9 protein-coding genes are annotated in these 12,269 nt (G+C 72.4%); 2 read left to right on the plus strand and 7 right to left on the minus strand.

Annotated features, from left to right (window positions below):
• Positions 1 to 80: 80 nt before the first annotated feature.
• Positions 81 to 857, minus strand: a complete 777-nt coding sequence (locus HCN51_RS45965; RefSeq protein WP_240973934.1) for a TetR/AcrR family transcriptional regulator — start codon at positions 855 to 857, stop codon at positions 81 to 83.
• Between the two features lie 88 nt (positions 858 to 945).
• Here HCN51_RS45965 and HCN51_RS45970 point away from each other — a divergent pair, with 88 nt between their 5' ends.
• Positions 946 to 2,172, plus strand: a complete 1,227-nt coding sequence (locus HCN51_RS45970) for an FAD-dependent oxidoreductase (RefSeq protein ID WP_168018232.1) — start codon at positions 946 to 948, stop codon at positions 2,170 to 2,172.
• 279 nt (positions 2,173 to 2,451) lie between these two features.
• Here HCN51_RS45970 and HCN51_RS45975 read toward each other — a convergent pair whose 3' ends face one another.
• The 5 genes from HCN51_RS45975 to HCN51_RS45995 all read right to left on the minus strand — a co-directional run bounded on the left by HCN51_RS45975 (position 2,452) and on the right by HCN51_RS45995 (position 10,512).
• Positions 2,452 to 3,873, minus strand: a complete 1,422-nt coding sequence (locus tag HCN51_RS45975) for a serine hydrolase (protein ID WP_168018233.1) — start codon at positions 3,871 to 3,873, stop codon at positions 2,452 to 2,454.
• 219 nt (positions 3,874 to 4,092) lie between these two features.
• A complete protein-coding gene (locus tag HCN51_RS45980; protein WP_168018234.1) occupies positions 4,093 to 4,362 on the minus strand; it encodes a hypothetical protein in 270 nt (89 codons plus the stop codon).
• 301 nt (positions 4,363 to 4,663) lie between these two features.
• Entirely contained in the window at positions 4,664 to 6,532 is a 1,869-nt protein-coding gene (locus HCN51_RS45985; protein WP_240973935.1) for a P-loop NTPase family protein, read from the minus strand.
• Between the two features lie 21 nt (positions 6,533 to 6,553).
• Positions 6,554 to 7,930 carry a DUF2201 family putative metallopeptidase gene (locus HCN51_RS45990; protein WP_168018235.1) on the minus strand — a complete coding sequence of 459 codons (1,377 nt, stop codon included), beginning with the start codon at positions 7,928 to 7,930 and terminating at the stop codon, positions 6,554 to 6,556.
• A gap of 62 nt (positions 7,931 to 7,992) precedes the next feature.
• Complete coding sequence (locus tag HCN51_RS45995) at positions 7,993 to 10,512, minus strand: hypothetical protein (RefSeq protein WP_168018236.1); 2,520 nt, start codon at positions 10,510 to 10,512, stop codon at positions 7,993 to 7,995.
• A 213-nt stretch (positions 10,513 to 10,725) separates the two neighbouring features.
• Between HCN51_RS45995 and HCN51_RS46000 the strand changes: the two genes are divergently transcribed.
• A complete protein-coding gene (locus HCN51_RS46000) occupies positions 10,726 to 10,983 on the plus strand; it encodes a hypothetical protein (RefSeq protein WP_168018237.1) in 258 nt (85 codons plus the stop codon).
• A 226-nt stretch (positions 10,984 to 11,209) separates the two neighbouring features.
• Here HCN51_RS46000 and HCN51_RS46005 read toward each other — a convergent pair whose 3' ends face one another.
• Entirely contained in the window at positions 11,210 to 12,241 is a 1,032-nt protein-coding gene (locus tag HCN51_RS46005) for a substrate-binding domain-containing protein (RefSeq protein WP_168018238.1), read from the minus strand.
• Positions 12,242 to 12,269 lie beyond the last annotated feature (28 nt).

A 12,269-nucleotide genomic window follows, 5' to 3' on the forward strand; every position in this document is an offset into this window, starting at 1 on the left:
GCGCTCAGATGGCGGGAAAGATCGCGCTCGTTTTCTGACCGGCGGAGCAAGGCTTCGGTCGTTCCGACGAAAGCGCGGGCTCATTCCATGGCGGCGGCGCGCAGGAACGCCGCGCTGAACTCCGCGCGGACCTGCTCCACTTCCGGCATGGACGCGGCCAGCGCGGGTTCGAGGACCGGCCGGAGGAGCAGGTGCGTCACCAGCGGGCTGATCAGGAGCTGGATGAGCAGCGGGAGCGGCAGGGGACGCAGGCGGCCGGCGCGTACGTGCGGGACCAGCAGCGTCTGGAAGACCCGCATCAGCCGCGGCGCCCAGGCGAGAAGGGAGCGGCCGGTCGGCCCGTCGGACCTGCCGAAGGCGTCGGCGAGCATGGCGGGAAAGACGCGTGGTTGCCTGGTCAGGGCGGTGATGAGCGTGCGCTGGACGGCCTCGACGGTCTCCTCAAGCGCCTCCGGCGGGTCGCCGGCCAGCGCCTCCAGCTCGTCTATGGGCAGATAGCGGTCGAAGACCGCGTGCAGCAGGCCGTCGCGGCGGTCGAAGGTCGCGTGCAACGTCGGCAGCGAGCAACCGACGGCCGTGGCGACCGCGGACAGGGTGACGGCGCTCAGGCCGCGCGCGGCCATCAGCTCGGCCGCGGCCGTGATCGCCCGCTCGCGTACGGGGACGCGCCCGCCGGGGTCCACGCCGGCCGCGCGTACGGCCTCGTCGAGGGTTTCGCGCCGCCCGCCGAGCCGGCGGATCAGCGTGCTGCGGGACAGGCCCGCGGCGGCGGCGATGACGGGCAGGGGCACCTCGGCGACGTCCTGCCCGCGCTGCCGCGCCACGTCCACGGCCGCGCGTACGATGTCGTCCAACATGGAACCCCACATTACTATTAATAGGACGAAGTGCCAGATACCGTCCAAAGGAAACTCTTCAAGTGATGAGTTAAAGGAGGAGGATGGCATGGAGACGACGGTCGTCGCGGCGGGCGGCGGGCCCGCGGGCATCATGCTGGGCCTGCTGCTAGCCAGAGCCGGCATCGACGTGGTGGTGCTGGAGAAGCACGCCGACTTCCTGCGGGACTTCCGGGGCGACACCATCCACCCGTCCACCCTGGAGCTGATCGACCAGCTCGGCCTCACCGAGCGGTTCGAGCAGATTCCGCACGGCAAGGTGCACGACTTCGCCATGGGGGAGGTGAAGCTCGGCTCGCTGACCGCGCTCGGCCTCAAGCACCCCTACATCGCCATCGCGCCCCAGTGGGACTTCCTCACCATGCTGGCCGAGGAGGGCCGGCGCTTCCCCTCGTTCAAGCTGATCATGAACGCCGAGGTCACCGAGCCGATCCGGGATGCCGGGCGCATCGCCGGCGTGCGCTACCGCGACCCGGACGGCCGCGTGCATGAGGTACGGGCCGCGCTCACGGTCGCGACGGACGGCCGGCATTCGCGCATCCGCGCCGCCTCCGGCCTGGAGGTCAAGGAGACCGGGTCCGCGTTCGACACGCTGTGGTTCCGGCTGCCGAAGGAGGACGTCGACACGACCGAGCTGTACTTCCGGGTCGGTCCCGGCCGGTGGATCGTCGGCTTCGACCGGCGCACGTACGTGCAGGTCGCGTACATGATCCCGAAGGGCGGCTTCGCGGCGGTCGAGCGGGCCGGCGTCGAGGAGATCCGCGAGGGGACGGCCGCGGTCGTGCCCGAGCTGGCCGGCCGCGTGCGGCACCTGCGCTCCATGGACGACGTCACCATGCTGGAGGTGCGCGTCAACCGGGCCGCCCGCTGGCACCTGCCCGGCCTGCTGCTCATCGGTGACGCCGCGCACGCCATGTCGCCCATGGGCGGAGTGGGCGTCAAACTCGCGCTGGACGACGCCGTGGCGACCGCGAACCTCCTGGCCGAGCCGCTGCTGGGCGTCCAGCGCGACGGTACGGAGCTGCCGGACAAGCTGCTGGCGGCCGTGCAGCGCCGCCGGGAGCTGCCCACCGTCGTCACGCAGAAGCTCCAGCAGGCCGCCTACTCCAGGATCGTCGAGCCGGCGTTCCGCAACGAGACGCCGACCATGCCGCTGGCGCTGCGGACGATCCGGCACGTTCCCGCGCTGCGGCACCAGATTCTGCGGGTGATCAGCCTCGGTGTCCGGCAGGAGCACATCCGCACGCCGTCGGTGCTGGGCGAGCGCGCCGGCTGAACTCCCGCGCGCAGGACGGCGAGAGCACCGCTCGCCATCGACTGCCGGGAAGCGGGGCGATCCGGCGGGTGAGACAGTCCGACAGGATCGGCGTGCTGGTCCGGTGACGCCGGCGCAGATGCTGGTGGGGCCGGTGGTGGCCGCGGCATAGGCGACCTCGGGGTACCCGGCCAGGGCGTTGCCGCCGATGTCGAGAACGGCGGGCTGGACGACCTCCACAGCACGGCCCACTTGGCGATGCTGGAGAACAGCAGCTGGTCGAAGTCGCCCGGGACCGGCTCATCCCGCCATCGCCAGCGCCAGCGCGAGCAGCAGTGCTGCGGGCAGCGCCGCGCTCGCCCAGCGCCACCAGGGGTGGCCGCGGGTCAGCGGCAGGGCGGGCCAGCGCAGGACGGCCAGCGCCACGGCCGCCGCCAGCACGCCCGCGCCGGCGAGCCACACGAACGGCGGCACCACCTCCCACGGCCCGCCGTTGCGCGCCAGCAGCAGCAGGAACATCCCGGACAGCGTGCGCCCGGCGATCGACAGCCGGTCGCGCACGCGCCCACGGGCCGCCGCCACCAGCAGGCCGAGCCCGCCGAACGTGACGATCAGCATCACGATCCCCTGCGGGGTCAAAGTGTTGCCGTCGCCGGGCGTCGGCACGCCGAGCAGGCGCAGCCCCACCGCGTCCACCGGCTTGGCCGTGCTGCTGAGCACGACCACACCGCGCCGGGTGGCCGGATCGTAGCCGGCGAACGAGGTGAACCCGCCCGTGCCGCCGTTGTGCCAGGTGATCGTCCTGGTGTCGTAGCGGGTGGTGAACCAGCCGTAGCCGACGCGCCGGCGGTCATCCTCGTCCCAGCGCGGTGTGGCGGCGCCGGCACCGGGGGCCGAGCCGTTCATGACAGCGCCGACCAGCTTGGCGAGGTCTTCGGCGGTGGACCAGACGCCGCCACCCGCCGGGGCATAACCGTGGCTGCGCCAGAAGTCCATGGTCAGCCCGTTCTGCGAGCGGCCGGTGGCGTGGCGGGCCGGCAGGGCGTCGCGAGGGCCGAGCGCGACGGTCGAGGTCATGCCCAGCGGGGTGAGCAGGCGGGTGCGCAGCAGGTCGGCGTAGGTGGTGCCGAAGCGCTCGGCCAGCGCCAGGCCGAGCAGCGACATGCCCAGGTTGGAGTAGGCGACCGTGCCACGCGGCCCGGCCTTGGCGGCTGCCGCGCCGGCCAGCACCTCACCGGGGCCGGCGCCCCCGTACGGGTCGGCCCCGGTGTACGGGCCCAGCAGCGCCCCGGCGAGGAGCCGCCCCGACACAGGCAGCCGGGGCAGCCCTGAACGGTGCGAGGCCAGCTCGGCCAGGGTCGCCGGGGTGGACAGGCCCGCGCGCGGCAGCAGGTCGCCGACCGGCGTGTCGGGAGACAGCCCGTCCTCAGCCAGGTCCGCCAGCAGCATGCCGGTCATGGTCTTGGTGATGGAGCCGATCTCGTACGCGGTGCGCTCGTCGGCCGGGCGGCTGCCGTCGGCGGTGCCCAGCCCGGCGTACCGGATTCGGCCGTTCTCCAGCAGCGCGACGGACAGGCCCTGGTAGCCGTCCTCGCCGGCGGCGCGCAGCACGTCGCGGGCCAGGGCGGCGTCGCCGGTCCGCTGTGGGCCGAGCGCCGGCGGCCGGGGCGCCATGAGCACGGCCAGGACGCACATCACCAGGGCCGACACCGCCGCGCTCACCTTCACCAGCGCATGACCCGAGCCTTGACGGGCACCAGCCGACATCAGGATCCGTCCCCCGCTCTCGTGGCCCTGAACGCGATACTCATGTGAATGCTCCTTCCGATGATCTGCCATCCTCATGCAACCCGACATTCCGGCACGGCCGGCCACCTGGCAGACCGCATGATCGCGACGGTGGATGACCTCAGCGGCCGTGCGATCGACCTCATTGACCGCTCACCAGGCCGGGGTGCCGGCTCCCGGGATGACGTCGTGCATCACGCTCTGCGGGTGGTAGATGGCGAGTTGCCTGGCCTGGCCGGTCCGCACGTTCACCGCGTACGTGATGTGGCGGGTCTCCTTCCATGACGTCGAGGGGAGCGCGCTGAGCGTGACCTCGGCCGCGTTCAGCCAGGAGCCGAGATCGAGGGGACGGGTGCCCTCCGGCAGCCCGGTAGGGGAGCACGTAGGCGTCGAGGCCCAGCGTGACCAGCCAGCGGGCCACATCCGCGCTCTCGTGCTCGGCCGGCCTGGCGTAACCGCCGCCGGGACACACCACCACCGCGCTCGTCGTGGGCGCGCCGGCTCCGTACCGCGTCAGCCGGGGCGGCTCACCGGTGGCCGGGCCGGGAGGAGCCGCCGACCAGAGGGGGATGCCGATCATGCCCCGCGACTCTACCGGGGAGAACCTCCAACCGGTCAGGTGACAGATTCGCCGCCCCGCAAGAGTCTGTAGCGTCATCGGCATCGCCTGGCCGGGCATCATGAGCATGCGCGCCCGGCCAGGCGTCACACCTCGCACGCTCTGTCAAGTGGCGATCATGGCGAACGCGTCCACCCACAGACGCTGCTTGTCCTCCGCCTGACCGACCAGGTACGTCGCGCGCAGCTTGGGTGGCAGGTGCGGCAGCAGCCGGGCCACGACCTCGATGTGCTCGCGCAGCTGCGACACCTCCGCGTTGGCGAAGATCTGGTGCACGGTGTCGGAGTCGGCGGTGCCCTCGTCGTGCTCGGCCGCCGCCGCCAGCCGCGCCTCCCACGTGTCCACCTCGGCCGCCAGGTCGCGGATGCCGATGGAGCGGCGCCCCGACAGCCGGTGCCGCAGCCAGGACAGGGGGATCGGCGCGTATTCGCCGTCGCCCAGGTAGATCAGCCCGCTCTCCAGCGGCTCGCCCACCTGGTGCAGCTTGATCAGCCGCTCCAGCGTGCGCTTGGTCACCCACTGGCGGCCCTCGTCGTCGATGTCGTTCTTCCACCACTCCAGTACCGTCTCGGCCACCTCCCCGTAGGTGTCGATGAGCCACTGGTTGGCCGGGATGTCGTCAGGACGCACCTCGTAGCTGACGGTGAAACGGCTGGCCTGTGCCACGTTGTTGGCGCTGACCAGCAGCTTGCGGCCCAGGTGGTAGGGCGGGTTCTGCAGCGCCACCTGGGCGCGCAGGCCGGGGATCGGCCGCCCGGCCAGCGACCACTCCTGGGTGACCTCCATCAGCCTGGCGAACGCCGACCTGTCCTTGGGCCGGTTGTACTCGTCCCAGACCAGCACCTTGGGGCCGGGCCCCAGCAGGGCGCGGCTCAGCAGCACGTCCAAAGTCCCGTCGGGGGCGGGGACCGGCACGCACAGGTCCTCGATGTTGGTGACCGGCAGCGAGAAGTACACCGGCGGGCGCCCGATCTCCTCGGTGACGACCTGCTTGGTGATCTCGGTCTTGCCGCAGCCGGGCGGACCCTGCAGCAGCACCGCCCACCGGTTGTGGACGGCCGCGCGCAGGATGCGCCGCACCGGGTCGGCGACCTGGTGCGGGTTCGCGGCGCCGACCGCCGCCGCGATCCGGCCGAGGATCTCGCCGGTGCGGTCCGCGCCCGGCGACCCGCCGTCGCACGGCTCGGCCAGCGCCACCCGGGCGCCGTTGAGCAGCGGCAGCCCCCAGTGCAGCGGGAAGCCCTCACGAGCGCAGTCGAGCACGTGCTCCAGCGTGCGCGGTGACAGCAGATGCCGCAGGTACGGGCTCAGCCCCGCCCACATCCTGAACACCTCCGTCAGATCCCAGCCGGCGTGCCGGTCCGCGAGATGGCGGCGCCAGGCGGTGTCGTTGGCGGTGATGCGCAACGTCACCATGCGGTCGAGCACGGCCAGGTCGGCGCGGCGCGCGCCCGTCTCGGCCACCGACTCGTTGTCGGTCAGGAACACCCCCACGCAGCCCAGCGCGCGCAGGTCGTGCTCGCCCAGCGTCCAGGTGCAGGCCACCTGCATGAGCTGCGACTGGATCGTCTCCCCCGCCTGCAGCGAGTCGTCGATCAGCAGCACGAACGGCCGCCCGGGGCTGAGCTGCCGCATGATGAGCTGCCGCAGCGCCAGCTCGCCCCGCTCGGTCCGTACGGGCGCGTTGACCAGCAGGTCGTCGGGCGTCAGATTGGCGGCGGGGACCAGCACCACCTCGGTGCCGGGGTGGGCGCGGGGGATGTAGGACAGGAACGTCGAAGTCTTGCCGATGCCGTGCTCGCCGAACACCTGCCCGGTCTGCCCCGTGGCCAGCATTGCGTCGATGAACCGCTCGAGGCGCGAGCGGTCGCCCTGCTCGGGAGGATCGGGGTAGGTGGCGTTGGGCTTCCACCCGGCCAGGGTGCTCATCACGCGGGTCGTCTCCGGTTTCTCGTCAAGGGGGGCGCTCGTCATCGCGCGGGAGGGCCGCCCGGCTCAGCGGTCGCCGGTGGTCACCCGGTGGCAGGCCATCGGCGGGTCGTGCGTCTCCGGCCAGGTGTCGCCGCCATCGGTGATCAGCCAGATCCACCGGCCGGGATCTGCCGGCCTGACGGGCGGAGCGTGCCCGTCGGTCACCATGATGACCGCGTCGGGGTGCTGCTCGAACGCCCGCCCGCGCACCTGCAGCCGGCCTTCGGCGTAGTCGACCACGTTCTGGAAGTTCGTGCCGCCGCCGCCCAGCACCCGCTCCCCCGCCACGAACGGCATGACGGCGCCGTCGAAGCTCAGCCAATGCGTCTCCACCCCGTCGGTCCGGCCGACGAGCGTGGTCAGCCACTGCACCACCTCGTCCGGCATGGAACCCGATGTGTCGATGGCCACCAGCACCACCTTGACCCGCTCGGGCCCGCGCCGCGACAACATCGGGTCGTGCCCCAGCGACAGCAGCACCGCGCCCAGCTTCTTCGGATAGACCAGGCGCTCGCCCTCGCGCAGTTTGGCGGCCAGCGTGTCGGCCAGCCACCGTTTCCACCACTCCACCCGGCGGGTGCGGGGCGTCTGACCGCGCAGCGCCGCCAGCCCGAGGTCACCCCACGTGCGCGCCAGGCGCTCGCCGCCGCCCTCTGTGCGCTCCGCCAGCTCCAGCAGCTCGGCGCGGGCCAGCTCGTTGCCGCCCAGCGCCTGGCGCATGACCTCCGCGAGCACCTCTCCCCCGACCGCCTCCAGCGTCTCCGGATCGACCGGGACGCCCTGCTCCATGTGCACGCACACCGCAGGCGGCAGCGAAGGGTGCCTCATGCGCTTGAGCTCGCCGTACACCGACAGGTCGGTGCGGACGAAGGCGTCGTACGGCGAGGGCGCCAGGCCCTGGCCGCGCAGGTCCGCCGCATAGGCCCGGTGCACCTCACGCGGATCGACCCCGGCCTTGCCCTCGGCCGTCCTGGGCAGCTCGTGCCGGCCCAGCCTGGTGAGCACCACGTGGTTGATGCTCACCTCGGTGGCCAGGATGAACACGGGGTCGGCGCGCAGCGCCGCATCGGTGTAGAGATGGCGCTGCATGAGGTGACGAGCCTCGTGGTAGAGCACGAACTTGACGCCGTGCGGCCCCAGCGCATCGAAGAAGACCGGGTTGTACAGCAGCAGGCACGTGCCATCGCCGGACGCCACCACCGCCGCCGTCTCCACTGCGGTCGTCGGGATCTGGTGGTGGCACTTGGCATAAAGCCACGACGCCACCACGCTGTCCTTGATGCCGAAGTCGAGCAGCGCCGCGTCCTTCAGCCGCCGCGCCCGCTCCACCACCTCGGGTTCGGCGGGCTCGTGGGCGGCCAGGGCACGACGGTCGGTGAGGTCGATGACGCGCCGTCCCACCGGTGCCCCCTTACGTGTTCCGTCGTGGCGGTACGCTAACAATCGGCGCCGACAAACACCGCTCAGCCTGCTGCCAGCCCGGCCGTGCGCAGCAGCTCGGACACCGTTCCGGTGAAGTCCGGCAGCATGCTCACCGCCAGGAGCCAGGCATCCGGGCTGCCCTTGAGAGTGTCGCGCATGAGCGCGGCCAGCGGTTCACGGCCGGCGTCGTCCAGGATGAGCCTTTCGAGCACCCTGCGCGCGGGCCGGCTGTGTTCGAGGACCTGTTCCCAGGTGAGGCGCCCGTGCTGAACGGCGATGGTCAGCCAGGGACGCCCGGCGGTGTCGGTGTCGCTGGGGCTGATCCCGGCCAGCACCTGCTCCGCCGGCGTGCCCGCCATCAGCAGGCGGTATCCCTGGTGCTGCCAGCTCGGCAGCACCGTGCGGGCCTCGTCGAGGAACTCGCGGGGGCAGCCGGACGCCCGGGGCAGCACGGCGACGAGGTCGTCGTCGAACGGCTCGCGCCGGTGCTCGGCCAGCAGCTCCGGCCAGTGCCAGCGATGGCTCTCCGCCATCAGGGCGGCGCGGTCCCGGCGGGAGCGCCACATCGCGATCTGCCCCTGGGCGCTGGTGCCCTCGGCCACCAGCGCCTCCAGCTCGGCGCGCGCCGCCGCGCGATCGGGCCGGGCCAGCAGCTCGCGCACCTGCTCGCGCGAGCGATGATAGGTCGAGTACGTGACGGGCGGGCGGTCGAGCATCGCCGCGACCTCCTCCGGCCCCCACGTGCGCCACACATGCAGGAACAGCTCCAGCTGGGGCACCTGCCCGAGGACGAACACCCGCTTCAGCATCAGCCGGAAGATCGCGGCGTCGGGGCAGGCGAACAGGTCGTGGTGCCGCCAGCTGTCCAGGTGCGCGGGCAGGTCCGATGTCCGGTCGTGGCAGGTGAACAACGATTCCGCGGCGACGGATGACCAGATGCGGGCGCGCTGGTCATCGGTCGCGGCGGCGTGCCAGAACAGCGTGACGAGCGTCTCGGGGTCGTCGGCGTCCAGGAGCCTGTCGATCGCGTCCGTCCGCAGATGGGGGCGCCCGGCCAGGATCCGCGCCGGCGCCAGGACGGCGGCCGCAGCCTGATCTGCCTGGGTGTCGCCGGCGGCTGCAGCGGTGGCCACCGCCTGCTCCGGCCATGCCGGACGCCAGGCGCAGAAGCGGTAGAGGTCGTGCAGGGTGCGCGCGTCGAGATGCGGCAGCAGCGCGGCGTGGGCGGCGTCGGGCGCGGCCTCCAGCATCGTCACGAACGCGGCCCGGGCGCCGGCCAGCGACGACGGCGCCGACGTGGCCGGGTGCCCGGCCGCATCGGGCCACTCCCCGTCCAGCGGCGCGGACGCCGCCGCGACGAGCAGCTCGGGAATGGTGCCGGTGAAGTCGCCCAGCAGGGCACGCGCCGCCCGCCAGGCCCGGACCTCGTCGCCCAGATGCTCTTCCACCAGGCCGGACAGCACCTTGGTGAACGCGTCCCACTCGCGGGCCGCCGCGGCGTCCTGCCCGGGCCGGACCCGCATCGCCTCCAGCACCGGCACGGCCGCGCTCGCCTCGGTGGCCAGGGCGGCGCCGCCGATACCCCGGCCCAGCCCCCGCCTCACGAGGATCTTCACGGCTTTGGGACGGCTGCGTTCGACGCACTCCGCCGTCACCAGACCCAGGTCGAGGCGGGCCGCGTGCTCGGCGACCGCCGCCGGATGCCGGAAGTAGAGCAGGTCGCGCAACTCCCGGGGGCAGTCCGGATGCGCCGCCAGTGCCGCGGCGGCGTCCTTGCCGACCGGCTTCCCGCCCTGGCCTCGCGTTTTCGTGCCTGCGGCGGCGAGCAGCGCCGTCCAATCCGGTCGTTCGCGCCGGGCGATGGCGGCGGCGTACTGAGCCCGCCCGCCCGGCGCCGGCTCGCGTAACTCCGCGATCAGGCCGTCAGTGCCCATGGCTCGCTCCGCGGCCCCGCGCAACGCGGCGACATCACCGCCGGCGAGCACCTCGGCGACCTCGGGACGCAGCCGCTCGGCGGGCACCTCGCCCAGCCGTCCATGCTCGTGCAGAAGCAGCAGGGCGTAGAGCTGGTCGGAGGCGGGTCGCGCGCCATCCTGAAGGATCGAGCACGCCTGGCGGACGGCCTCGGCAGGGCCGGCGGCGGCCAATACCTCGCGGCGCAACCGCCAGCTCCATCCCCCGACCCCGGTGGCGTGCGCCCCGTCGGCGACACCGGGATCGCCGGTCGCAACCAGCCTCTCCCGCACATCGGCGCGGCTGGACAGGTGCGGGTGGGCCAGCAACGACCGGATGTACGGCCTGACGTCGCCCGCTCCCAGCACCCCGGCGATCCAGTCGAGCATGCCGGGACCGACGTGCTCATTGGCGAGCAGAGCGTCGACAAAGGCGGGCTCGCCCGCCGCCAGCGAGCTCCCCAGCAGGCCTTCGGGGATTCGCGGGCTGCGGCGCAGCGCTGCGAGGCAGACCTCGGCGGCACCGGACAGCAGGCGGTCCCAGTCATCCACCTCCGCGGCCTCGACCAGGAGCACCCGGACGTCAGCCGGCCGACGGTACAGGGACATCGACGTTACTCCGCTCCGTTGCGAACCAGCCCACGCGCTGCCGCGCCGCTGGGCCGGGGAGCGTACTTGATCTTCGATCGCCCCGTCAACGGCCTGCTACCGATACGACTGCGGTCAGGGTCAACCAGTCACATGACGGATTCGGCCGCGCGACCCCACCTCTAACCTTGTCTCGCCGGAAGCGGCAAGACGACGATGACGGATGGACGACGGATGGATGACGGGCTCGCCGAGAACGTGGTGCGAACGGCGCCTGCCCCGGCGCTTCCCGGAGCGCCCGATCCGCCGGACGCGTCCGCTGCGGCGGACGAGCAGGTCACGCTGCCCAAGGCCATCGGCGTGTCCTTTCCGCACCGGCGGGTGATGAGGGGAGTGGCGGCGAGGGTGACGGCCCTCGCCGCCACCGCGGTCGTGCTGCTCGCCGACGGGCACTGCGCTGTTCGGGCCATGGCTGCCGGCGTCTTGCTGTGAGGGCCTGTCTCGAGGTGCTATCAACGGCGTGTCAGAGCCGAACAAGTGAAGAGGCCCTCCGGTACGGGCCCAACGACCAAGAAGAACCTGTACCCGGAGCCTCGTCCTCCCACGACGCGGCCGCACGAGCGACGCAAGGGCAGCCGTGAGCGCTGTGCGCGTAGGCCTGCGACCAGCAACGGTGCCTGCCGCTCGTGGCCGGCCGTTGCGCGAGGGCACCTTCCCGTCATAGGGCTGCCGGGCGGCTTCTGGCTGTGGAGGCTCGGGCGGCGAGGACCGGAGGCAGACGCTCCGATCGCACCTCCCCTCCGAACAGGAGCCGGGTCAGCATCTGCAGGGCTCTGCGTCCCATATCGCGCATGGGCACGGAGACGCTTGTGAGCGGGACGGGCAGCTCAGCAGCCAGCGGTGTGTCGTTGTAGCCCATGATCGAGATGTCGGTTCCCACGGTGAGGCCATGGTCGCGTGCCGCGCCCATGGCGCCGATGGCCGCGAAGTCGTTGACCGCGAAGATCGCGGTCGGCCGGTTCGGGTCGGCGAGCAGCCGCTCGGCGGCCAGGCGTCCTCCGGCGGTGTCGAACGGCGAGTGCACCACCCGTGGCGCGGGCAGGCCACGATCTCGGTAGAGGCCGACGAAGCCGGCGGTGCGGTCAGCCCCCGTGCTCGCGTAGGGCTCCCCCGCGATCACCGCCACGTCGGTGTGGCCCAAGCCGAGCAGGTGCTCGGCGGCCAGCCGTCCGCCCAGCAGGTCGTCGGCGGTGACCGAGGGGTGCTCTCCGGCACGCCGGTTGACCAGGACGAACTTCCCGCCGTCCGCGGCCAGCTCGTCAAGGAACCCACTGTCCAGGCTGGCGTCGCCGAAGATCAGTCCCTCCACCCTGCGGGCGAGCAACATCTTGGTACGCACCCGCCGCGTCTTGTCATCGTCGCGGCTGTTGGCGGTGATGGTGGTCAGCCCGAGCTCTCCGGCCGCCTCGTCGATGCCCTCGTAAATCATCGCCAGCACGAGGTCGGACAACCGTGGCACCAGGACTCCCACGAGCTTGCTGCGCCCTGTCCGCAGGCCGCTGCCATGCGGGTCGGGCTGGTATCCCAGCTCCTGGGCCAGGCGGCGGATGCGTGTGGCGGTGTCCCCTGAGGCCGCCCGGGCGCCGTCGTCGGCGCGCCCGTTCAGGACGCGGGAGACCGTGGAGACGTGCAGTCCGAGCTGGTCGGCGATGGAGCGCAGGGTTACCTGGCGCGCTTTGGACTCAGCCACGAAGCCTCGCTTTCCGATCACTTGCCAA

This window comes from Nonomuraea composti (assembly GCF_012034275.1).
Taxonomy (GTDB): domain Bacteria; phylum Actinomycetota; class Actinomycetes; order Streptosporangiales; family Streptosporangiaceae; genus Nonomuraea; species Nonomuraea composti.

Coding starts and splice junctions, on each gene's coding strand:
- HCN51_RS45965 (WP_240973934.1), bottom strand. CDS start 857: ATGTTGGACGACATCGTACGCGCGGCCGTGGACGTGGCGCGGCAGCGC.
- HCN51_RS45970 (WP_168018232.1), top strand. CDS start 946: ATGGAGACGACGGTCGTCGCGGCGGGCGGCGGGCCCGCGGGCATCATG.
- HCN51_RS45980 (WP_168018234.1), bottom strand. CDS start 4,362: ATGTGGCCCGCTGGCTGGTCACGCTGGGCCTCGACGCCTACGTGCTCC.
- HCN51_RS45985 (WP_240973935.1), bottom strand. CDS start 6,532: ATGACGAGCGCCCCCCTTGACGAGAAACCGGAGACGACCCGCGTGATG.
- HCN51_RS45995 (WP_168018236.1), bottom strand. CDS start 10,512: ATGTCCCTGTACCGTCGGCCGGCTGACGTCCGGGTGCTCCTGGTCGAG.
- HCN51_RS46000 (WP_168018237.1), top strand. CDS start 10,726: ATGGATGACGGGCTCGCCGAGAACGTGGTGCGAACGGCGCCTGCCCCG.